This is a genomic window from Spirosoma sp. KUDC1026, assembly GCF_013375035.1.
Taxonomy (GTDB): Bacteria; Bacteroidota; Bacteroidia; order Cytophagales; family Spirosomataceae; genus Spirosoma.
Genome location: NZ_CP056032.1, coordinates 5690836 through 5714014, shown reverse-complemented (window position 1 = coordinate 5714014; position 23179 = coordinate 5690836). Strand labels below are relative to the sequence as shown.

Sequence of the window (23179 nt, the reverse complement as noted above, 5' to 3'; positions counted from 1 at the left end):
ACCGGAGTTGGCGTTGGTTCTGCCGGATTATTTACATCAACGGATCGTCAACCTGTGTATCGAAAACGCCCGTCAGCACCTGCCCGTTACGTTTCACCTGGACCCAGATGCGGTAATGGCCGGCTTTGGGAAACGCGTAGGGAAACTGCACCATGTTGTTGACTGCCATAGTGTGGTTCATCTCGGGCATACTGGCCATTAGAAGCTTGTTTTTCTCGGCCTCCGGCAGTGTTTTAAGCCGCGCTACGTAGGTGTCAATGCTATCCCGGAATCGGCTGGCGTTGGGATAATGAAACGTTCGGCTGGTGTCGGCAATGCGGCTGGTAAGCGAGCCTTCGGCTGCCATCGAGTACGTCCCAACGGGGTGCAGGTGGATATAAACCGAGCCGTCCGAGCGGAGAATAGCCGCGTGACCACCCATGCCGAGATACGGTTCCAGCGGAGCCGCTTTTCCCTGCGCATCCGCCACGGCAAATTTCAGCGTGTACAATTTCCCCGACTCCAGAACTTTACTGGGTTTATCAGTCCAGAGCATGGTCGAGCCGTCAGCTAGCGTTACGCTGGCACTGGGTTTGCCACAAACCACCATGTCATTGTCCAGATGCGGTACATTCACTGCATTGGCTTTGACGCCCATTGGTTCGGCTACGAGCCAGCTATCGTCCGGATCGGATGGCTTCGACGTAGCGAGAGCCGTCGCGGTGGACGCGGGAATAATAAGCGTATCAGTCAGGGTTTCGGCGTAACCGCTGCGATACACGACATCGGCATATAGCAAATACTTGCCACCCGGCAAAGCAGGAAGCGTCGCGTCGTAATTCAGCGTATCGCGCCGGTTGGGGTGGAGATGAGCGAAGGCGTCGAGGGCTGGCATTCGGACAAGAAACGCGTGCATTAGCTTGCCGTGGTCAGGCAATACGTAGCTGACCGCCCGCCGTTTCTGCCAGTTATGCGCAAAGCCAGTGGTATCGAACTGAATCGTCAGCTGCCGCTGCGGACCAATACCTCTGACTGACGTTTGAATCGGCATGGGTTGATAGAGCTGCTCAGTCCGGTAGTTTTCGGCGGATCTAACCCACCACGAACGCCAGCCCGTCAGCATCAACGCCAGCACAACCGTTCCGATACTCATACCAACCAGCCGTCGGCGTCGGAACGTTTTGGGCAATTGCTGCCCTGGCGGAACGATGCCATCGGCATTACTGGCTCCGATGATCGTAATCATCATGATAACCAGGAGCAGACCTAATGCAGCCAATATGAAACCCGTTCCGACCGGCATATCACGCTGCGCCGTGGCTACCGACATCAGCGGAACAACGACCTGCGCTTTTCCATCAGGGCCGTCAATGGCTAACTGAACGCTGGACGAGCCGGAGTCCATGAGCCAGACAACGCCTTCGTAGCGGTTGCCGCCCAGAGCCGTTAATACGTCATGGGTAGGCGCTCCTTCTTCGCCGGAGTTGAAGTAGATCGGGCGGGCCTGAATGGAACTAACGCGCCCCTGTTCAACAAAAACCGTTACGGTAGCTGTACCAGGTACTACGTCGGGCGGCATGACGCTAACGAGCAGTTGGTACGGCCCCGCCTTTTTCTGCACGATAACGCCAGCACTGCCAACATGGGCAAAAACCAGCGAGTTGCTTAGCAGAAGAAATGTAAGAAGGAGCGTGCCAGGCTGCCTAATCATGCTGAATACCTGATCGAAATAGTGTTTCATCGCTGTACTCGTTTCATCCAGTTTCCCCAAAACAAACCTACCCGCGCCGACACCATCGCGAGCAGAATGGCTTTACCAAAGCCCATCAGAAAACCAGCGGGAGTCTGCAAACGATAGGGCGCGAAAGCGTAGCGGTATTTCCAGTCGGGATCGTTGGAATAAGACCAGGATTCGCTCAGGAAAAACCAGTTTCGGGCATTGGGCGACGTGTGCAGAAATTCGCCGAAGGGCCACTGGACGGCGAGTAACGGAATCATAAAAACGACACCAGCCAGCACGGCCAGCCACCAGTCGTTGATCCTTCGTGAATTTGCCGAGTTGTCGAATCGATGCAGTAGCTTGTCCAGGAAGAATCCTGGAACAACCAGGACCACGGGAAACATAAACGCCTGATAGTGGGTGATTGGATTGATAATCGGCCCTAATCTGGGTGTAGCCGGAAAAAGAGGCAGTACCCAGTTCGGAATCAACATAGCGAGCATATAAATCGCCGTGATGACTGTAATCGGGTAACGCAGCTTCGACGCTCGCCCAACCGCCAGCAGAAAGAACGGAAAGATGATGGCCGCAAAGAGGTAGTAGGTTGACTGATGCGACCGGCTCTTGGTAAGCGTCTCGGCAAGCAGGGTGAACAGCGTGCATAGTACCAGTCCGGCCGCAACGGCAAACAGTATCTTCAGTACTCTATTCGTTGACTGGTTTTCCGAATCCTGGGTAATCTGATTCTGCGGGGCCAGTACGCCAACCATAGCCCCGAACTGGAGCACCATAATGCCAACTGCCAGGATGGTGTGCGGTGGGGTCAGTATCTGCACATCGAGGCCAAAGGTATTATGCCACCAGTCATCAAACGGCGCCGAGGTCAGCATGGCCAGTGCCCCCCAGACGCAGAACATAGCACCCAGTGGCGCGTAGAACACCCCCCAGAAACGTACCGCTCCGGCCCGTTCGGGGTTGTTTTTCTGAAGCGTCAAACGAAGAATCTGGTAACCCGAAAACAGGCCCGATACAACAGCGCCTACGTAGATAACCAGGTGGGGCGGGGCAAACAGGCCATCCCGGCCGATGCTCATATGCCACATAATGTCCCAGAGCAGGCCCCAGACCACGCAGAGCGACGCAAAGACAATGGCGTAGACATAGACGGGAACTGAGGTGATTGAGGTAATCGTTGGCGAATCCGCCGGACGCATGGTGTGCGGGTTGGGGGGCAGGCTATGGGTGCGGGGGAGGGCTGTCTGCATAGCGACAAAAGCTGATTGAGGTAGCGAAACTAAAAGTAGAAAAAGTTGCTCAGTTTATACCGATTTTTAGTCTGAAGTATCTAAAAATCAACAGGAAAGAAGCTGAATAGGTAGCAGCGTGAGCAAGCCCCCGGCCCCAGGCTGGTAGATAACATTTTACCCATCGGAACAATAACCTATCTGATTTACAGCGTTATTCGCAGTAGAATTAGTTGATTGTTTTTCTCCCATGCGTCATTATCGCCACTCTTACCGGCACTCGCTCCTCATTACGACTTCGCTGCTTGCCAGTCTGATTTTTCTGATGAATGCCTGTATTCCGGATTTCCTCGTCTCCAACCCCGAATGGGTGACGATTGAAGCGGGTGACCATGAACCGCTGCCCAAACGTAAAGTTGGAGTCGACTTAAAACCTACCGAATTATCGGCTACCGTTACGTTTGACAGTACCTGTATTTATGACATTGGCGCCGTTGACGAGCAGGACTGGAACAAGGTGATCGGGCTGGGCTTTGTGGGTTCGAGCACCGACGACATTACCAGTGGCGTACCTCCGCATCAGATCGACGGGGTTCGGATTGGCTGGCGCTGGAATCCGCAACGCCAACGGATCGACCTGGGCGCTTACGTATACATCAATGGGCAGCTGACATCGTTCAAAATTGCTGAAACGCCGATCAACCAGCCTACGCAATTGACGATTAAAGTCGATTACGACCGGAAGCTGTACCAGATTATGGGTGGCAAACCCATTGCGTTCACGCACGGCAAAACATTTGCCTACAAGACGGGTCTTTACTTTGGCGGCAACCAGCCAGCTCCTCACCAGATTCGGGTGAAGATTGTGTATTAACGACCTATTTCCATGGCGCACTATCAGGCGCTTCACGACTGGAATGTATCGCCGGCCGAAGCGGTAGCGTTGCAGCAGCAACTCCGCACGCAGATACGGATTGAACCGCTGACGAAAACACCCGAAACGATTGCGGGCTGCGATATTTCCTTCAACAAATTCGAAGAAACGGTCTACGCGGGTATCGTCGTGCTGCGGCTCGATACATTGGAAACTATTGCCGAGTCGGGTGTTGTCAGCACCGCGCCGTTTCCTTACATTCCGGGTCTGCTTTCTTTCCGTGAAATTCCGGCCCTGCTTGAAGCCTGGCAAAAACTAACCGTCGAACCCGATGTGGTCATGTTCGACGGCCACGGTACGGCCCACCCCCGCCGGATTGGCATCGCTTCCCACGGCGGCCTGTTTTTGAACCGACCTGCGTTTGGCTGCGGCAAGTCGGTGCTGGTGGGTAAATACGACGAGCCAGCGCCGGAACGTGGTAGTTGGTCGCCCATGCGGCACTACGGCGAGGTCGTCGGCGCTGCGTTGCGGACTAAGAACAACGTAAACCCCGTCTACGTATCGCCCGGCCACCTGATTGATCTGGAAACCGCCATCGCCCTGACGCTACAATGCAACGGCGGCTACCGCATTCCTGAACCAACCCGCCGGGCGCACAACCTAGTCAACGCACTACGTCGGGGAGAGAAAGAGGCTAATCAGTAACTGTGCTTTTCCAGTTTTACTTTTCCCCGGAACGTCCAGAACATAAAAATGGTGTAGGTCGCTACCAGCGGCATACCGATGGCAGCAAACAAAAGCATGGTACGTAACGATCCGTCGGACGAGGCTGCGTGATAGATGCTGATATGGCCGCGTGGGTCAATGCTCGATAAAACCAGATTCGGGTAAAGTCCCATGGCAAATAGAATCAGCAGCAACGCAGTCGTGATGGCTGATGAGGCAAACCCTCGCGCGTACTGACGCTTTTCAATACTCCGACGAATGTTCAGCACAATCAGTACCGCAGCCAGCGGAAGTACAAACAACTCCGGGTGGGATTTGAAAATAGCAGTCATGTGCGGTACGTAAATCAGCGTGGCCAACGAGGTTGCCATGAAGCACAGAATAAAGAACTTACTGGCGTTATTGGCAATGATGGTCAGCCGAGCGTAGATCCGATCCTCCGTTTTCATGATCAGGTACATGGCTCCGTGCATAGAAAATAAAGCCAGTACCGTAACCGCCGTCAGGATCGCGTAGGGGTTGAAAAAATCCCGGAGCCGCCCGACAAACTCATGGTTGGCATTCAGCGGAATCCCCTGAATCAGGTTGCCCAGAATCAGCCCCAGCAGTAGGGAAATGACAATGCTGGATACAGAATAGCTGATGTCCCACATTTTACGCCACCAGGCCATCTCCTCCTTACTTCGGAACTCGATGGAAATAGCCCGGAAAATAATGGCCATCAGGAATAGCATGAACGGCAGGTAGAACACTGACAGAATGGTGCCGTACACCATTGGGAAAGCGGCAAACAGGGCACCTGCGCCGATGACAAGCCATACTTCGTTGCCATCCCAAACGGGACCAATGGCGTTGAGCGCAATCCGGCGACTTTCTTCTTTGCGAAAAAATAAGTGCACGGCACCCGCACCCAGGTCAAAACCATCAAGAATGCCATAACCACTGATCAGCGCGCCAATCAGCAAAAACCACCAGGTCGGAAGATTTATACCAAGAACTGTATCCATGAGATAAAGAGCGAAAGAGTGAGAGAGTGAATGAGTGAATGAGTGAGACAGCAAAGAGCGATAACCAACCGGAAGGATATTTCGCTCTTTCTGTCTTTCGCTCTTTCACTCATTAAGAATTGGTGACAGCGACGGATTCATGCGGGAGGTCGTTTCGTCCTGATCGTTACTTATGTCGGGGCCGTGCTGAATTTTCTTGTTGAGCAGATAAAGAAACAAGAGAAACAGCATCAGGTAAATCAGTGTGAACATGATCAGGGAGGTCAGGACGTGCTCCGCTTTGACGGCCTGCGACAAGGCATCGGACGTACGTAACAACCCATATACAACCCAGGGCTGACGCCCTACTTCGGCGGTGTACCAACCGACCTGATTAGCGATCTGAGGCAGCAGCACTGAAAATACAAACACCGTCATCAGCCAGCGCGTCTGGAAGAGTTTGCCCTTGTAGAGCAGAAACATGCTGAACAGAGTCAGGCCAATGATTGCCATACCGATAGCTACCATCAGGTGATACGTCTGAAAGACGAAATTGACGGCGGTCGGACGATTCTCGGGAGCGATGCTGTTCAAACCGGGAATGGGCTTCTGGAAATCCTGGTGCACCAGAAAGGAAAGTCCGCCGGGGATTTTGAGGCCTGTTGTCGTTTGAGTTTTCGCATCGACCCAGCCCATCAGGTACATATCGGCCGGGGCCGATTTTTCGAAGTGACCTTCCATCGCTGCGAGTTTCGCGGGCTGGTGTTCGGTAACGACTTCCGCCGATTTGTGACCGGTAAATAACTGGCCCAGCGCTGATACAGTCGCTACCCAGAGTGCAATCCGGAAGGCAGCTTTTGCGTGAACCAGATACTCACCTTTTCGGATGTACCAGGCGCTGACGCTCAGTACCAGGAAGGATCCCGCCAGAAAGGCACCGATCAATACGTGCGAATATCGTTCGATCGACGACGGATTGAAGACCATCGCCCAGAAGTCGGTTACGATGGCGCGGGCTTCCATACCTTCGCCTTCGATGCGGTAGCCCGAAGGCGTTTGCTGCCAGGAGTTGGCAATAACGATCCAGAGAGCGGAGAAGATGGAACCCAGCGCGACCAGCACTGTCGCCATGAAGTGCACACCGGGGCTGACCCGGTTCCAGCCGAAAAGCAGAATCCCCAGGAAGGCCGATTCCAGCGCGAACGCAAAGATCCCTTCGGCCGCCAGCGCCGACCCGAAAATGTCACCCACGTAGCGCGAGTAGGTAGCCCAGTTGGTGCCAAACTCAAATTCCATGACAATTCCCGTTGCCACGCCAATGCCGAAAATGAGGGCAAAAATTTTAACCCAGAACTGGGTCAGTTCTTCATAAACCTTGTTTTTGGTTTTCAGATAAAGCCCTTCCATCACGACCAGACAAACGCCGAGGCCAATGCTCAGGGGCGGGTAGATGTAGTGGAAAGCAATCGTAAACGCGAACTGAATTCGGGAGAGTAATTCAACATTGTCCATACGTGCGGGATAGCTGGACAGGTCGCCGAGGTCGAAAAGAGGAACTACGCAGATAGCGGCAAAGCAGGTACGCTCGGCGAGCAAACTATCGGGCGAAAGGTACGACTGAATGCTGATTCAATGGGTCCAGCAACAGAATATTTTGCACCAAACCAGCCGGTTTCATTGGTCAGCGGGTATCATCAAAAATGCCTGGCCAGACAAGGTTTCTGTTTAGTTCGATAAATAGGAACGTACTGCTGAAAGCAGATGAGCGTTAGCAGGAGTATGCAGGCCTGTGTACTTTTGAACGCGGTAAAGCTATGGAAGCCATCAAGCCAGCTGGCCTTGTCGCCAAAATCTGCTGTTTATGCGTACAACGTTACTAATCGTTCTTCTTTCGCTGGGCTGTTTCCTGAGCGGTCAGGCCCAGAGCCGTCGTTCTGACGATACGTCCCACTACCGCAACGAACCCATTCCCGATCACCTCCGACCCATTGAGCGAGGCTATGGTTCGTCGGCATTTGGTAGTGTTTACTACTACGGTGGCAAACGACTCTCGTCGCCGTATTCGCTCGAAATTCCGTTTTTCGAGATCAATGATCCGATCGTAACCCATCACTTTAAAAGCTTCCGGACGCTAACTAGTATCAGCCGGTTAACCTCCGTAGCTACGCTGGTGTACATCATTTTCGACCGGCAGCGGGGGGGCGTTTACTGGACCGTTTATGGCGGATCGATAGTCGCTTCCGTAGCGTTGGCGATGGTGGCCAACGGTCATGTTAACAAAGCCGTTACGCGCTATAATGAATTACTGCGGCAGCCGCGCGTTGGTTTATCCGTGGCGCCCGTACCCCTAACGGGGCAGGCAGCGATTGGCGCGGGTGTGTCCTGGAAATTCTGAAACGTATGACGGTCAATCCATAGGCGCGGGCATCTTGTCCGCGCTTTTTCGTTAGTTTCGCCAGCCCAACTATCGTCTTCATGAAAAAACAACTTCTATCGCTGGCGCTTGCTGCGTCTACTATCCCGGCTTTGGCCCAGACTACCGTCAACCGCGATCCGCAGATTGCCGAGCTGGTTAGCCAGATCTCGGCCGATAGCCTGCGGGCGCACGTCAACGGTCTGGTGAGCTTCGGAACCCGGCATACGCTGAGTACAACGTCGGACAAACAAAAAGGAATTGGTGCCGCCCGGCAGTGGATTCTGGGCAAATTCAACCAGTACGCCAAGCAGTCGGGGGGACGCATGACGGCCACTCTCGATACGTGGACCCTGCAACCCGACGGGCGTCGTATCGACAAGCCTGCTGACATGGGCAACGTTATGGCGACGCTGAAAGGTACTGATCCCAGTGATGATCGGATTTTCATTGTACAGGGTCATATGGACAGCCGCGTAACCAATGTCATGAACCGCGAGGCCGATGCGCCGGGTGCCAATGACGACGGATCGGGTACGGCGGCCGTGATCGAACTGTGCCGGGTAATGAGCAAGTCGTCCTTTCCAGCGACCGTTGTGTTTGTTACGCTGACGGGCGAGGAGCAGGGGTTGCTGGGGGCTGAGCACCTGGCCGAGCGGGCTGTTAAGGAAAAGTGGAATCTGGAAGCGGTGCTGAACAACGACATCATGGGCAGCAATAACAGCAACGAAACCAACATTATCGACAACACCCGGCTGCGCGTTTTCAGCGAGGGACTACCCGGTAACCTGGTGAACGACACAACCGGACGTGTTGCTCGGATTCGGCAGTTTGGTAACGAAAACGACGGTAAAGCCCGTACGCTGGCCCGCTACCTGAAAGAAGTTGGTGAACGCTACGTCGATAACCTGGACGTAGTGATGGTGTACCGCAACGATCGGTACCTGCGTGGGGGCGATCATACGCCTTACGTGCAGCGCGGATTTGCGGCCGTTCGGATGACCGAGATGAACGAAAATTACAACCACCAGCACCAGGATCTGCGTACCGAAAAAGGCACCGAGTTTGGCGACTATGCCAAGTTCATGGACTTTGAGTATCTCCGCAAAAACACGGCCGTTAACCTGGCAACGTTGGCCAACCTGGCCAAAGCCCCCGCCGTTCCCCAGCAGGTAACCGTAGATGTACGCAACCTGACCAACTCGACGGCGCTCTACTGGCAGGCGCCTAAAGCCGGGAACGTGAAAGGATATTACGTCCTGATGCGCGAAACGTACTGGCCATTCTGGCAGAAGAAGTTCTTCACGACAAAACTGGGTATGACGCTGCCATACTCAAAAGACAATTACTACTTCGCCGTACAGGCCGTTAGTGGAGACGGAAATGAAAGTTTGCCCGTGTTGCCTGTACCAAACCTGCGTTAATCTTAAACAAGACCTTAATCAACTACGTATCAGTTATGAAAAAAGTGTGGGTTAGCCTGCTGCTCATCGGAATGACGCTGCCGACGTTGGCACAGCAGACCGAAAAAAAAGAACGAAGTGGAAATCCAATTTTCCCCGGCTGGTATGCCGACCCGGAAGGCATTGTTTTTAAGGACAAGTACTGGGTCTACCCGACCTATTCGGCTCCGTACGAAAAGCAGGTGCATATGGATGCGTTCTCCTCACCTGATCTGGTGACCTGGACCAAACACAGCAACATTATCGACACTACGTCCATCAAATGGGCGAAACGGGCGATGTGGGCACCCGCCGTACTGGAAAAAGACGGGCGTTACTTCCTGTTCTTCGGGGCGAATGACATTCAGAACGATAAAGAAAAAGGGGGTATCGGCGTCGCCGTAGCCGACAAGCCGGAAGGGCCGTTTAAAGATCACCTCGGCAAACCGCTGATCGACAAGTTCCATAATGGTGCGCAACCCATCGACCAGTTTGTGTTTAAGGACAAAGACGGGCAGTACTACATGATCTATGGCGGCTGGCGTCACTGCAATATCGCAAAGCTGAAGCCCGATTTTACCGGTTTCATTCCGTTTGACGATGGTACTACGTTCCGGGAAATCACACCGGAAAGTTACGTCGAGGGGCCGTTTATGTTCATGCGTAACGGCAAGTATTACTTCATGTGGTCGGAAGGCGGCTGGACGGGGCCTAACTATTCCGTTGCCTACGCCATTGCCGATTCGCCGTTTGGCCCTTTCAAGCGGGTTGGTAAAATACTGCAGCAGGATCCGACTGTTGCTACCGGTGCCGGCCACCACTCCGTTATCCAGGTACCGGGCACTGATCGGTGGTATATTGTGTATCACCGTCGACCGCTGACTGAGACGGATGGAAACCACCGCGAAACCTGTATCGACCCCATGTACTTTGACGAGCAGGGTATGATTAAACCGGTAAAAATTACAGTAGAGGGTGTGAAAGCCGAACCCATCGGAAAAGCCAAAGCAAGATGATCTGACTACTCATTATTTGGTGATACGTTATTTTTGCGGAATATAAAACGGCAATTCACAAAATGAATTGCCGTTTTATTGATATTTTAGCGTAGTTTCACCACGTAGTAGTCGATAGACTATTGCTTTGCCGAAAAGTTGAAATTTCTCTCGATAAAGTTCAAAAACTACTAAAATGTCTTTCTCTCTTTCGCGCCGGGAATGGCTTCGGGCCAGTGGTCTGTTAACAGCCGGTCTAACAGTAGGCCAACTTGAACCTTCGTCGGCGGCTACGCCGGACGAGTTGACACAAGCAAGTTTTGTGGACGAATTTGAGTTTGTCAGTCCCCCCGAAATGCCCAAACTGCGGGCGCGGTTGCTGGCTAACGAAAATCCGCTCGGTATTGCCCCCAGTGCCAAAGAGGCCATCATTAAGGCAGCTGATAGCGGAAACCGCTACGCCTTTTCTGAATTTGGCCAACTGAAGCAATTGATCGCTACGGACGAAGGGGTAGGCCCCGAAACGATCATGATGTCGCCGGGCTCGTCGGATATCCTGATGGCCGCAGCGGATTACTATGCCAAAGGGGGCGGAACAATTCTGACAAGCGCCATGACGTACGACGACCTGCTGAGCCGGGCCGAGAAGTTTGGCGCCAAGATCGTGGCCCTGCCTATGAAGAAAGATTATACCTTCGATCTGGAAGCGATCAAGGCCAAGTTAACGCCCGATGTAAAGCTGGTATACATCGTTAACCCGAACAACCCAACGGGAACGATCCTGCCGACCGCCGAGCTGGAAGCCTTCTGCCGCGAGGTATCGCCCAAAGTGCCGGTGTTCATCGACGAAGCTTATATTGATTTCTACGAACCTGCTGAACGGCCTAAGCTGGGGAAGCTGGTGGCTGAAGGGAAGAACGTGATTCTGGCGCGTACATTCTCTAAAATTCACGGGTTTGCTGGTCTTCGTCTGGGATATGCCATTGCTCCACCTGACGTGCTGAAAGCCCTGAAGCCTTATACCAATGGTGAGTTTGCGGTAAGCATTACAACCCTGATGGCGGGTATTGCCAGCTACAAAGACAAAGAGTGGCAGAATCACTGCCGGGCCGAAAACGCCAAGGCACGTGCCTACACAACGAAAGCCCTGACCGATATGGGCTACGACGTAATTCCCTCGTCGGCCAACTTTATTCTCTTTCCAATCCGGATGAAGTCCAAGACCTTCTCAAACCAGATGTTTGCGAACGGAATTGGTATTCAGGGCCGCGAATTCGACGGGCAACCCTTCTGCCGGGTCAGCGTTGGTACCATGGACGAAATGGCCATGTTTATCGACAGCTTTAAGAAAGTAGTTGGGTAAGTAAACAAGATCGGCCCGGTACATTCCTGGCAGGCTGTACCGGGCCGCTGCTTTCCCGCGTTTTTCTCCTTCCTCTTTTTATGACAAGACGCGATTTTATCAATTCAACGAGTGCCAGCTATGCCAGCCTGCTGGCATGGGGGATGTTACAACCGGCCCCGGCGTCGGCGCTGGATTTACCGGCCAATGGTCGGAGTGCCGACGGAAAAGCCCGCAAAGTGATTATTCTGGGCGCAGGACTGGCCGGTATGGCCACGGCTTACGAACTGGGTAAACTAGGCTACGACTGCACCGTACTAGAAGCCCGCTCCCGCTCGGGCGGCCGTGTCTGGACCATCCGGGGCGGCACAAAAGAAACTGAAGTCGGCGGAACGCCCCAAACCTGCTCGTTCGAGAATGGCCTTTACTTCAACGGAGGGGCCGCCCGGATTCCCCATCACCACCAACTGACGCTGCAATATTGCCGCGAACTGGGGGTACCGCTCGAAATCTTTAACGGCAACAACGAAGCCGCATATCTCTACAACGATGGCGGTACGGGTGATCTGGCCAACCGCCGACTGCGTATCAAAGAGTATCATAATGATATGCGCGGCTATACGTCCGAGCTACTGGCCAAAGCCCTCGATCAGTCGGCGCTGGATCAGCAACTGACTAAAGAAGATGTTGAAAAACTGGTCGACTTTCTGAAAAACGAAGGCGATCTGAATACAACTCACCTCTACAAAGGCACGAATCGGCGCGGTTATAAAAGTAAGATGGAGCCTGGTGCCGGCACACTGCCCGGCGAAATGACCGATCCTTACGGCCTGACTGATCTGTTACGTTCCGGCTTCATGCAACCTGTCTTCTACAACGTGGGCGATTACATCTACGAACAGCAGACTACCCTGATGCAGCCGGTTGGCGGGATGGACGCGATCCCTCGGGCACTGGAGAAAAAATTGACGGGTAAGATTCTGTTCAACGCGCCCGTTACGCAGCTCCGCAAAACGGAAAACGGCGTAAACGTAACGTACCAGAAAGATGGAAAACCTGTAGAAGTAGCCGCAGAATTCTGCGTGTGCACCTTACCGCTACCGATGCTGAAAAATCTGGACTCGGATCTGTCGGGCACGATCAAACGGGCGGCTGATTTTGTGCCGTACATCAAAACCGGTAAAATCGGTCTGCAATTCAAACGACGCTTCTGGGAGGAAGACGACTGGATTTACGGTGGCATCTCCCGTACCAACATGGACATCAATCAGATCTGGTATCCATCGTTCGGGTTTCAGGGTAAAAAGGGCGTCCTGATTGGCTATTACAATTTTTATAGTCGCGGTGAAGCCGTGGGCGCGTTACCAATTGCCGAACGGGAAAAGATGGCACTGACACAAGGTGCCAAAATTCACCCGCAATATCCGGCTGAGTTTGAGAACTCATTCTCGCTGGCCTGGCACCGGATTCCGCACAACGAAGGGGGCTGGGCTACCTACGATGATTCAACCCGGAAAAAATACTATCCAGCCCTGCTCGAACCTGACGGAAACGTATATTTCGCCGGAGAGCACACTACGTACCTGACGGCCTGGATGGCGGGGGCTCTGACCTCGGCGCGTCGGGCGGTTGAATCAATTCACGCGCGCGTGGGTGAGTACACAAAGAAATAACCAGCCTGACGATTTTAGATTAAGATAACTAAGACTCCATGAAAAATAACCTCCTTGCTATTTTCTGTTTTGTTTGCTGCGCGATCGTTACGCAGCTATGCACCCAGCGGGTATGGGCGCAAACCGCGTCGGCGGGTATGACGCTTGAGCAGGCAAACGCGGTTAAATCCATCAAGATTGCTAACCTGGATAAAGATACGTACTTCAAATCGGGCGGCTTTATTTTGGATCGTTACGAAGAACGTCCTGCTTACGTCTTCACATACAGCGATGGCATCACCCGGAAAATTTATCTCTACAAAATCTTTTCGGCAGCCGACACTAAAGATCTGGGCCTGCTGGCAATCTATCAGAACGGCAAAACTAACGAGGTAAAGCCGTTTGTTATTCCCGGTGCGAACGGCGACCGAAAGGCATGGGACGCCTACATTGACGATCTGAAATACGTGGGTGAAAAAGAACCCGGCCTGATGTCGACGCTGGGTTTTGTGCTCTCGCGTGAAATGGCAAACCTGATGGCCGGTGGCGGTGGCAAATCGGAAGATGGCGACAAGAAAAAAGAGGAATATAACTTCTGCTTCGCGGCTGATGCCCCCGTTACCATGCCCAACGGCACGGAGAAGGCAATCCGCGACATAAAAGCTGGTGATGTAGTAGTAGGCTACAACGCCCAAACGAAGTCGCTGGCGCCAACCCGTGTTACGAAAGTAGAAATTCATACCGGTGAGTTCAAACTGGCCGGTGTGTGGCTAGCGTCGATGAATGAACTGACGGCTGGTACGAGCAGTGCATTAGTAGCGCCTGTCCTGCTGGAAGCAACGGCGAATCACCCCGTTCTGACGGCGGCTGGACGCAAAGCACTGGGTGACGTTAAAGCGGGTGATGTGCTGTATCGTTATGACGCAACGGCTAAGGGCGTAGTCGCCTACAACGTTGTTCGTACCGAAGCAGCAGTCCGGTCAACGAAGCAGGTCTATAACTTGGTTACCGAATCAGGCGCCTATCTGATCGGCGAAACCGTCGTGCTTGATAAATAGGGCCTAATCCATAATACAAAACGGCGGCAGAGAAAGCTCTTTGCCGCCGTTTTGCGTTTAAAAAACAGGAGTCAGTCAAGGTCGTCAATTTGTTGAATGAGTTTGATTTCTTCTCCTGCACAGGCGGGACCGAAATCATTATCGTAACTGGCCAGGTACGTAACACCGTGAAGTTTACAGGTTGCCAGGATCAGCGCGTCATTAGGCAACAAGTTGTACCGCTGCATCAGGCGAAGATATTCGGTGATGATGCTATTGTCCAGCTCCAGATAAGTGATGCTTTTCAGCCAGTTGACAGGATTATGATCGCGAATGATTGAGGAAATAGCCGCGTCTCTTTTCAGGGTAACGGGGGCTTTTCCTCCTTCAATAATGAGTAGATAAAAAGTGTATTCGCTTAAAACAGTCTGATTGATGCACAAATCCTGGCTACGATAAGCAAAGAGAAAATCAAACAGGTCTGGTTTAGTGCCCTTGGTTTTCTCCACTAGGATTGAACTATCGAGAAAGATTTTACTGCTCATAGACATTAAAATCAGACTCGTCGAAATCTATTTTTTTGCGTTCAAGCTTACTGAAGAACTCATTTGTTAAGTCTGCCAAGGACATCGATGTATCTTCCCGCACTGGATGAAATTCGATGACAATTGTCTCGTCGCGCATGTCGTCCGGGACAGTAAACGTAATCTGGCCGTTTTGAGGTTTCTGAATGAGTCGGATCGCTCCCATAGCAGTCTTTGTTTACGTAAATGTACAAAAGCGTTCAGCATGATACACTACACGGTTGACCAGAACATTGCCATTATTAGCTGGGCTATGACCTCGGCACCCATGAACGTATTAAACGACGAATCGATCCCCCAGTTTGAAGCCGCTTTACAGCGAGCGTATGACGACGATACCGTCAGTGGCTTAATCATTACGTCGGCAAAGCCGGAGTTTGTTGCGGGGGCTGACCTGAAGATGATTCTGCGAAACAGTGAGAAAAACCCGGCAGAGATACGGAAGATTTCTAGTGAGTTGAACCGAATATTCCGCAGTATGGAAACGTCCGGCAAGCCCGTCGTCGCGGCTATCAACGGAACAGCGCTGGGGGGTGGCTATGAGATCTGTCTGGCCTGTCACCAGCGAATTGCGCTCAACAATCCGAAAACGCTTATTGGTCTGGTCGAGGTAACGATTGGCCTGTTGCCGGGTGCGGGCGGGACCCAGCGGCTCCCTCGTTTGGTTGGCGTTGAAACGGCCCTGCCGCTCATGCTGGAAGGTCGAAGAGTTAATGTACCGGAGGCTTTGCAACTGGGCCTGATCGATGACGTAGCCAACAGTCCAGAAGAACTAATGACAAAAGCCCGTGCCTGGATTCTGGCGAACCCGACGCCATTGAAGCCCTGGGATAAAATAGATTACCACTCGGGACGGATTGTTGGGAAAGATGACTTTCAGTCGCCAGGAGCCAGCGGACAAACATTGGACATGGTAGTTGAGATGGCGACTGCATCCGTGCAGGAGCAGACACATGGTAATTACCCCGCTCCGCTCGAAATAGTAGCCTGTGTCAGTGAAGGGCTGCGAGTGTCCATCGAGCAAGGTGTAGCGATCGAAGCACAGCATTTTGTGAACGTAGCAACGTCTAAAGTCGCCCGGAATCTGATTCAGACGATGTTCCTGGGCATGAATGAGGCCAGCAAAGGAATAAGCCGGCCCAAAAATCAACCTCGGACAGATGTTACGTCGATCGCCGTTCAGGGGAGAAATGCAGGAATCACCAGTATCGCAGCGAAAGCCGGTACCGAGGTCATCCATCTGGATACGACGAGCGCCCCGGATTTTAACAACTGTGAACTGGCGCTCGTGTCCGACAGATTTTTGAGCCAACTACCAGCAGGGCAATTATCCCAAGCCGTCTTGATCGTTGCGTCGCCCGAGCAACCTCTGGCTGACCTGACGGCTGGGTTCGAAAATCCCGAGCGCATATTAGGAATGAACTGGATTCCGTCGGCAGAAAAAGCAGTACTTGTTGAGCTGATCAAAGGGCCACAAACGTCGGATCAGGCGCTGGCTATGGCGATTGACTTGGCGCGAAAAATCAGGAAAATGCCCATCGTCGTTCGTGATTCACCAGGTTACTACGTAGCTCGCTGTTCGGCCGTGTTTATCGATGAAGGACAACGGTTACTGGCCGAAGGTGTTTCTGAAACACTGATTCACAAAGCCAGCATGCAGGCGGGTATGGCAATCAGTCCGGTACCTGGCACCGAAGCCAGCAAATCGGCGGCTGGGGAGCAGCCATCGCTTGATGTAATCAAAAAACGGCTATTATATCGGCAGTCGCTGGAGGCTGTCCGCTGTCTGGAAGAAGGCGTAATCTGCACTAAGTTGGAAGCCGATCTGGGGTCTATTCTGGGTTGGGGTTTCCCGACCTACACCGGAGGAGCCGCATCATTCGTTGATTTCGTGGGGACTACGCTATTCGTTGATACCTGCGATCAACTGGCAGCTTCCTTTGGCGATCGATTCCTGCCAACAGGACAACTACGAGCGCAGGCGAGTCAACCAGCTTAACTCAGATAAGCCGGAAGCTCATGCGGTGATGCTTGGTTGGACCAAACTCCCGAATGGCAGCCCGGTGCAGTGGCGTCGGGTAACCTACATTCTTCGCCCAGCCATACGCTGGAAAATCGAGACTTAAGCGTTCCATCAGATCATCGCGGTACGTTTTCGCGAGAATCGACGCGGCCGCAATCGACAGAAACTTGGTGTCGCCCTTAACAACGCAGGTGTGCGGGATCATGGGATAGGGCGTGAACCGATTTCCGTCAATCAGCAGGTGTTCCGGACGTATTATCAGCGCGTCGATAGCGCGGTGCATAGCCAGGAAACTTGCTTTCAGAATATTAATCTGGTCGATAACCTCATGCGATACTTCGGCAACGGCCCAGGCCAGCGCATCGCGTTCAATATCCAGCCGTATTGTTTCGCGCTGAAGCCGGGAAAGCTGTTTAGAGTCGTTCAATAGGGGGTGGGTGTAGTCGGAAGGCAGAATAACGGCAGCGGCCACGACAGGACCAGCCAGGCATCCCCGGCCCACTTCGTCCAGGCCAGCCTCAATTACGTCGGTACTATAAAACGATTGTAGCATAACTAATCTTCCAGAATATTCCCCACGATCGTCACTTTCAGGAATAGTGATACCAAGAGAAAAACGACGCCCCAGTACAGGTAAACCCGGTAGAAATCCTGAATGTCTTCGTGAACCAGTATTCGGACCGGTGCTTTTTCCAGTTGGTTGATCTGAGCAAAAACCGCTTCAAGCCGCCCTGCGTCGGTAGCGCGGAAGAAATTGCCCTGTCCAATCGTGGCGATGGTTTTCAGAATCCCTTCGTCTACCGAAACGGTTTGGTCCCGGGACCGCTCTGGTCGGCCGACGGCAATTGTGTACAGGCGAATTTTGAAGGCGCGGGCCAGCCGGGCAGCCATGACGGGATCGAGGTTTCCGGCGGTGTTATCCCCATCGCTCAGCAAAATAACCACCTTGCTACGCTGATTATCGGACTCGGCCGCTACGGTATGCGTGCTGTCGGTGGTGGGACGGTCGCGCATCCGGTTGATGCAGCGGGCCAGCGCGTCGCCAATGGCCGTTCCTGACGTACGAATCATCTGGTCGTTGAGGTTCGTCAGGTACTGCTGAACCAGGGTGTAGTCGGTGGTGAGCGGACAGAGCGAAAATGCTTCCCCGGCGAATACAACCAGGCCAATACGGTCATTCTTACGACCTTTCACAAAGCGCTGAGCCACCCCACGGGCGGCAGTGAGCCGGTTAGGCGCTACGTCCGTTTCACTCATCGAAGATGATACGTCCATCGCCAGCATAATATCGATTCCTTCGGCCTGCTCATCGCGCCGTTCCCACACGATTTGTGGCCGGGCCAGCGACACAAGCAGCAGGCTGACAGCGATAAACATACTGATTGGCAATAGAAAGCGAAGACTGCTCATAACGTACTGCCCGAAAAATGACCAGCCGGTTGATGAACGAGTCGTAAATACAGGATTCAGAGACATGTTGAGCCGCTGCTGGGCGTTGCGGTAGAGGTAATAGCGCAGCGCAAACAGCAGCAGCACGGCGGGGATCAGGTACAAGGCCAGGGAATAGGCAAAGCGGAACTGCTGCCATTGCGTCGGGCTAAACCAGCTAAGTGAATACCAGGGCGTCATAATCAGGGGGTAAGAGCGGAAGAAGCCTCGCTGGTTTCAGGGGGTGCCGATGTTGGCTGACCCGCAATGGACTGCATTTCGCGCCGACGGCGTTGATAAATGCGTTCGGCCAGATCGCTCAGTACCTGCAGGGACGACTGCGACTGGGAGAGAAAAACGTTGCCGTAAATCATCAGATCGGCATCGCGCAGAGCAGCCGTAACTTTTTCCTCGTTGAAACGCTCCGCCAGTTCGGAAGTGGTAAGCGACGTATAGGATTGCCCATCCAGTTCTTCCAGGTAACTTTTCCAGAGAATTACGGCCTGGTTGGCGTTGTCGGCTGCATTCTGGGCATTAATACTTCGGCTCAGGCGGTTAAACTGCTGCTGAAACCGCCGGTAATGCCGGTCCAGTCGGCTGAGCCACCAGAGCCGCTGAAGTGGCTGACGAAACAGAATAAAGAGCAACGTACTTAGTACACCAATAACCAGGAGGCTGGAAACCAGCAGCGGATAATTGAACTGCTGCCGCAGGGGCGTCAGGGTTGTTTCAGTAGCCAGCGTAAATGAATGCAGTCCGGTTGAATCGGTCTGCGGAAGCCGAGAGCGGAGAAATACCGTATCTGCAGCTGTATAGAGCGCGGTACAATCGTTGGCAGAGATGATCCGGATAGGCACCCGCAGCAACTGGATGGAGTCCGTTTCGAACGAGACCAGCGTATATACCGCGCTGTCCCGGCTAATAGCCTGCGCGCCGGTACCCGTCGTTTGGGTTGTAAATGTTGCTACGTCCTCAACGCGGTAAGGAGCAAAATGGCTGATCGTATCCGGAAAAATCAGATCGACTGTAGGGCGGTGGGAATACGTAAGCGAATACCGGAAAGGCCGCCCAATTTCAATGCTGTCTGTCAGAAAACGGCCAACAGGGGCCTGTTGTGCCTGGATCGTCCAGCACAGGCTAAAAAGCAGGGAAAAACAGGCAACAAATCGAATCATTGGTATCTTCTTACCCGGAACAGATCAACGAGTTTAGGGACAAAATCTTCCTGCGAGTTAATGGCAAGATAGTTGGCGTTATACTGTTTGCACAACCGCTCGAGCCGGATCTGATTCTGCTGAAATGAGTTACGTAACCCTTGCCGAAACTGCGCTGAAGACGTATTTATCCATACCGTACGGCCGGTTTCGGTATCGTGTACCGGCACAATCCCCAGCCGGGGCAGGTGAACTTCCCGCTGATCGAACAGGTGAATAACGACGAGATCGTGCTTTTTCGCCAGCGCCTTCAGGTTGTGGTCGTAATTCTGATCGATAAAATCAGAAATCAGAAAAACGACACTACGTCGTTTCAGGCTGTTGAGTGTAAACAGGAGGGCATCCGAGATATTCGTCCGGCTCGACTCCGGCTGTGACTTATACAGACTCGTAATGAGCTGATAGCCGGTTTTCATCCCGTTTGCCGGTTTGATGTACTGCTCCTTCCGGTCGGAAAAACAATAGAGTCCGACGTGGCTGGCTTCGCGGATGGCCGACAGCGCAAGAACGCCACAGATCTCTTTGGTGGCATCCAGCTTGTTCCGCTGGCGTGGACCCACCTGCTGGGAGGCACTCACGTCGACCACAAAAAAAACGGTCTGGTCTTTTTCCTCGCGGAACACCTTCACGAACGTACCATGACCCTTGGACGATACGTTCCAGTCGATCACCCGAACGTCGTCGCCGTACTGATACGTCCGCAAATCGCTGAACTCGAGCCCCGTTCCCTTAAAAACGGACCGGAAGCTGCCGCGCATCTGCGAATTTACCGCTTTACGGATGCGAATATCAAAATTGCGGATCCGGGCCAAGAACTCATCCATTAGCAGGTGGCGTTATACTTTTTTAACAACCAATCCCGAACTTTGCCGGGCGGGAGCAGCTTACAAAATTACGATATAAACCTATGCTTCGACACGTATTCAATTCCGGCTTATCATTGTCTGTGCTGCTGGGCGCGTGGCTGATGCAGGCCTGTTCCGCCGTCGACGATACCAAACCCGACAATTTGCTGCCCGAAGAGACAATGGTCAGCATCCTGACCGATATTCACCTGGCCGAAGCGCGGGTTGGGCAGATGGGCCTTCGGTCCGTAGATTCGTCCAACATCGTGTATAACCGACTGGAGAAGCAAATTTTCAAAAAATATAAGCTCGACACGGCCCGCTATAACGCCAGCTATCGGTACTACTCAACCCACCCCCGCGAAATGGAGGCTGTTTACAAAGAGATTACCGGGAGGCTGCAAAAAAAGCTGGACGTGGCTAAAAAACCTACTAAGTTATGAGCATCGGGATCATTGGCGCCGGGATTTCAGGGCTGACACTGGCCTACGAGCTGGAGAAGCTTGGTATTGACTACCATCTTTGGGAAGCGTCCGATCAGCCGGGTGGGTACATCCGGTCGAGCCGGGAGAAAGGACAAGAAGCGGGTCGAGCGTACCTGCGGGAATTAGGGCCTAACTCTCTCCTGGGTGACGATGCGTTGCTGAACTGGTTGGACGAGTTGGGTCTGACGCCTGAGCTGACGTTCAGCAAACCGGTCAGTAAGGCGCGCTACATATTCCGGAGTGGCCAGTACCGCACTTTGCCCTCGGGACCGCTGTCGCTGCTTTTCGGGAATTTCTTTAGTTGGAAAACCAAACTCGCCATCTGGCGGGAGCGTAACAATAAAACATTATCTCCTCCCGGCGAAACGCTGGGCCAGTTTTTCCGGCGTCGCTTCTCGTCGGAGCTTGTCGAGTATGCACTGGGGCCTTTCGTCGCCGGAATTTATGCTGGTGATCCGGAACGGCTGCTGGTATCGGAGACCTTCCCAAGTCTGCTGGCATTCGAGAAAGAATACGGTTCCGTACTGCGTGGCTTCATGAAACAGCAGGGGGGCGCCCGCAAACAATCGTTTAGCTTCCGGGAGGGAATGCAGGCGCTGCCGCTGGCGCTGGCCAACCGGCTGAACAAATTGTCGCTGAACGATCCTGTTCGTCAGATTGCTCACACGCCCTCCGGCTGGCAGGTCGACAGCAAGTCTGGGACCGTAACGGTCGATCGACTCGTGTTGGCCGTCGGAACCGATGCCGCGGCCCGGCTTGTGGCTGGTTATAACGATAGTTTTGCCACGGCCTTGAGTCAAATTGCGTATCCACCCATGACAGCGGTCCACTCCGTGTTCAAACGGGCCGACGTAACCCATCCGCTCAACGGCTTCGGTGGGCTCAACCCAAAGGTGGAAGGTCGGTTTGCTGCCGGTCATATCTGGAGCAGTTCCGTATTCGAGGGACGTTGCGCTGACGACGAAGTGCTGATCACAACTTTTGTGGGTGGACAGCAGAATCCAGCGAACGCCCGCTTGTCTGACGAACAGATCGAGCAGGGTGTACAGAACGAGTTGGAAGAAGGCTTTGGCGTCCGTACGTCGACGCCTGTTTTCAGAACGATTACGCGCTGGGAGCGGGCAATTCCACAATATGACGCGCAGATCGTAGCCGTGAAGCCCTGGGTGAAGCGTGCCGAAGAAGATGACCTGTTCGTTTGTGCCAACTGGTACGGCGGAATATCGCTGTCCGACTGCATCGGCAAAGCGATAAAGCTGGCGGCTGAACTGGCGGGCGAATCTGTGATTAACAATTTTTAATGTTTAATTTGTACAAAAACGTAGGGCTTCCCTGTTGTACAGATACTACCTCACTAACTTACCGGAAAGCCTGTGAAAGAGCGCCTGGTCGTTATTCCGACATACAACGAGATTGAAAATATTGAAGCAATCATCCGCAAGGTATTTAGTCTTGTGGAGCCGTTCGACGTACTGATCGTTGATGATGGGTCACCGGACGGGACTGCCCGGCGGGTTCGGGAGCTCCAAGAAGAGTACCCGGCGAACGGAACTATAAACCGGCTGCATCTGCTCGAACGGCGGGGTAAGCTGGGCCTGGGCACAGCCTACATTGATGGCTTCAAATGGGCACTGTCGCGCGGGTATCAATACCTGTTCGAGATGGATGCTGACTTCTCGCATAATCCGGATGACCTTATCAAGCTTTACCATGCCTGCGCCGATGCCGGACCCGAACGGGCTGACATTGCGGTTGGGTCGCGCTACATCCGGGGGGTCAACGTAGTGAACTGGCCAATGGGGCGGGTGTTAATGTCATATTTCGCCGGGGTGTATGTTCGCTTCGTAACGGGCATGCCGGTAATGGACCCCACGGCGGGCTTTGTCTGCTACCGGGCCGAGGTGCTGGAAGTGATTCTGCACAATCCGATCAAGTTCGTGGGCTACGCTTTCCAGATCGAGATGAAGTTTACCTGTTGGAAATACGGTTTCCGCATCAGTGAAGTCCCGATCATCTTTACCGACCGGACCAGGGGTGTGTCGAAAATGTCGTCTAAAATCTTCAAGGAAGCTGTTTTCGGCGTACTGCAAATGAAAATCAGCAGCTTCTTCCGACACTATATTCCACGCCGGGAAGCCGCCGTCAAAAATGAAGAGCCTGTAGAGGCTGTCTAGGAAAGAGAAATCTAAC

The 23179-nt window shown here is 53.2% G+C and carries 22 protein-coding genes; 12 read left to right on the top strand and 10 right to left on the bottom strand.

Annotated features, from left to right (window positions below; translation table 11 throughout):
* Window positions 1–31 precede the first annotated feature (31 nt).
* On the bottom strand, window positions 32–1720 hold the full coding sequence (locus HU175_RS24185) for a hypothetical protein (RefSeq protein WP_228724262.1): 1689 nt from the start codon (window positions 1718–1720) through the stop codon (window positions 32–34).
* Entirely contained in the window at window positions 1717–2913 is a 1197-nt protein-coding gene (locus tag HU175_RS24180; protein ID WP_176569344.1) for a hypothetical protein, read from the bottom strand. The genes HU175_RS24185 and HU175_RS24180 overlap by 4 nt, the downstream gene beginning before the upstream one ends.
* 280 nt (window positions 2914–3193) lie before the next feature.
* On the opposite strand from HU175_RS24180, the gene HU175_RS24175 reads away from it, so the two are divergent.
* Together HU175_RS24175 and nfi are read left to right on the top strand one after the other, a co-directional pair.
* Window positions 3194–3817 (top strand): hypothetical protein, encoded by a 624-nt coding sequence (locus HU175_RS24175; protein ID WP_176569011.1) that lies wholly within the window; start codon window positions 3194–3196, stop codon window positions 3815–3817.
* Window positions 3818–3829: 12 nt separating this feature from the next.
* Window positions 3830–4522, top strand: coding sequence for a deoxyribonuclease V (gene nfi / locus HU175_RS24170; protein ID WP_176569010.1), 693 nt, complete (start codon window positions 3830–3832; stop codon window positions 4520–4522).
* Here nfi and cydB read toward each other — a convergent pair.
* Both cydB and HU175_RS24160 read right to left on the bottom strand, forming a co-directional pair.
* On the bottom strand, window positions 4516–5550 hold the full coding sequence (gene cydB / locus HU175_RS24165; protein ID WP_176569009.1) for a cytochrome d ubiquinol oxidase subunit II: 1035 nt from the start codon (window positions 5548–5550) through the stop codon (window positions 4516–4518). The two genes, nfi and cydB, sit on opposite strands and share 7 nt — an antisense overlap.
* Window positions 5551–5655: 105 nt before the next feature.
* On the bottom strand, window positions 5656–7041 hold the full coding sequence (locus HU175_RS24160) for a cytochrome ubiquinol oxidase subunit I (RefSeq protein WP_176569343.1): 1386 nt from the start codon (window positions 7039–7041) through the stop codon (window positions 5656–5658).
* A 349-nt stretch (window positions 7042–7390) separates the two neighbouring features.
* Here HU175_RS24160 and HU175_RS24155 point away from each other — a divergent pair, with 349 nt between their 5' ends.
* From HU175_RS24155 to HU175_RS24130, 6 genes are all read left to right on the top strand, one after another.
* Window positions 7391–7924: a hypothetical protein gene (locus HU175_RS24155; RefSeq protein ID WP_176569008.1), complete on the top strand. Its 534-nt coding sequence runs from the start codon at window positions 7391–7393 to the stop codon at window positions 7922–7924.
* Window positions 7925–8004: 80 nt separating this feature from the next.
* On the top strand, window positions 8005–9366 hold the full coding sequence (locus HU175_RS24150; RefSeq protein WP_176569007.1) for a M20/M25/M40 family metallo-hydrolase: 1362 nt from the start codon (window positions 8005–8007) through the stop codon (window positions 9364–9366).
* Window positions 9367–9437: 71 nt separating this feature from the next.
* Window positions 9438–10400 carry a glycoside hydrolase family 43 protein gene (locus HU175_RS24145; RefSeq protein WP_228724441.1) on the top strand — a complete coding sequence of 321 codons (963 nt, stop codon included), beginning with the start codon at window positions 9438–9440 and terminating at the stop codon, window positions 10398–10400.
* A 175-nt stretch (window positions 10401–10575) separates the two neighbouring features.
* Window positions 10576–11742 (top strand): pyridoxal phosphate-dependent aminotransferase, encoded by a 1167-nt coding sequence (locus tag HU175_RS24140; RefSeq protein WP_176569005.1) that lies wholly within the window; start codon window positions 10576–10578, stop codon window positions 11740–11742.
* Window positions 11743–11822: 80 nt separating this feature from the next.
* Complete coding sequence (locus HU175_RS24135) at window positions 11823–13394, top strand: flavin monoamine oxidase family protein (RefSeq protein ID WP_176569004.1); 1572 nt, start codon at window positions 11823–11825, stop codon at window positions 13392–13394.
* A 38-nt stretch (window positions 13395–13432) separates the two neighbouring features.
* Window positions 13433–14431, top strand: coding sequence for a Hint domain-containing protein (locus HU175_RS24130; RefSeq protein ID WP_176569003.1), 999 nt, complete (start codon window positions 13433–13435; stop codon window positions 14429–14431).
* Between the two features lie 71 nt (window positions 14432–14502).
* Here HU175_RS24130 and HU175_RS24125 read toward each other — a convergent pair whose 3' ends face one another.
* Both HU175_RS24125 and HU175_RS24120 read right to left on the bottom strand, forming a co-directional pair.
* Complete coding sequence (locus HU175_RS24125; RefSeq protein ID WP_176569002.1) at window positions 14503–14955, bottom strand: type II toxin-antitoxin system VapC family toxin; 453 nt, start codon at window positions 14953–14955, stop codon at window positions 14503–14505.
* Window positions 14945–15160 (bottom strand): hypothetical protein, encoded by a 216-nt coding sequence (locus tag HU175_RS24120; protein ID WP_176569001.1) that lies wholly within the window; start codon window positions 15158–15160, stop codon window positions 14945–14947. The genes HU175_RS24125 and HU175_RS24120 overlap by 11 nt, the downstream gene beginning before the upstream one ends.
* Before the next feature lie 39 nt (window positions 15161–15199).
* On the opposite strand from HU175_RS24120, the gene HU175_RS24115 reads away from it, so the two are divergent.
* On the top strand, window positions 15200–16993 hold the full coding sequence (locus HU175_RS24115) for an enoyl-CoA hydratase-related protein (RefSeq protein WP_176569000.1): 1794 nt from the start codon (window positions 15200–15202) through the stop codon (window positions 16991–16993).
* Window position 16994: 1 nt separating this feature from the next.
* Here HU175_RS24115 and HU175_RS24110 read toward each other — a convergent pair whose 3' ends face one another.
* Genes HU175_RS24110 through HU175_RS24095 form a run of 4 tightly spaced genes read right to left on the bottom strand, consistent with a single transcriptional unit; the run spans window position 16995 to window position 20483 of the window.
* Window positions 16995–17570, bottom strand: coding sequence for a ribonuclease HII (locus HU175_RS24110; protein ID WP_176568999.1), 576 nt, complete (start codon window positions 17568–17570; stop codon window positions 16995–16997).
* A 2-nt stretch (window positions 17571–17572) separates the two neighbouring features.
* Window positions 17573–18646, bottom strand: coding sequence for a VWA domain-containing protein (locus HU175_RS24105; protein ID WP_176568998.1), 1074 nt, complete (start codon window positions 18644–18646; stop codon window positions 17573–17575).
* A gap of 2 nt (window positions 18647–18648) precedes the next feature.
* The gene (locus tag HU175_RS24100) at window positions 18649–19620 is read right to left on the bottom strand and encodes a hypothetical protein (protein WP_228724261.1); all 972 of its coding nucleotides are present in this window, start codon (window positions 19618–19620) and stop codon (window positions 18649–18651) included.
* Entirely contained in the window at window positions 19617–20483 is an 867-nt protein-coding gene (locus HU175_RS24095) for a DUF58 domain-containing protein (RefSeq protein ID WP_176568997.1), read from the bottom strand. Before HU175_RS24095 ends, HU175_RS24100 begins: the two co-directional genes overlap by 4 nt.
* 83 nt (window positions 20484–20566) lie before the next feature.
* Between HU175_RS24095 and HU175_RS24090 the strand changes: the two genes are divergently transcribed.
* The 3 genes from HU175_RS24090 (at window position 20567) to HU175_RS24080 (ending at window position 23163) form a co-directional block, all read left to right on the top strand.
* Window positions 20567–20947 carry a DUF4296 domain-containing protein gene (locus HU175_RS24090; protein WP_176568996.1) on the top strand — a complete coding sequence of 127 codons (381 nt, stop codon included), beginning with the start codon at window positions 20567–20569 and terminating at the stop codon, window positions 20945–20947.
* Window positions 20944–22290 (top strand): protoporphyrinogen oxidase, encoded by a 1347-nt coding sequence (gene hemG / locus HU175_RS24085; protein ID WP_176568995.1) that lies wholly within the window; start codon window positions 20944–20946, stop codon window positions 22288–22290. Before HU175_RS24090 ends, hemG begins: the two co-directional genes overlap by 4 nt.
* A 72-nt stretch (window positions 22291–22362) precedes the next feature.
* Window positions 22363–23163 (top strand): polyprenol monophosphomannose synthase, encoded by an 801-nt coding sequence (locus HU175_RS24080; RefSeq protein WP_176568994.1) that lies wholly within the window; start codon window positions 22363–22365, stop codon window positions 23161–23163.
* Window positions 23164–23179: the final 16 nt, after the last annotated feature.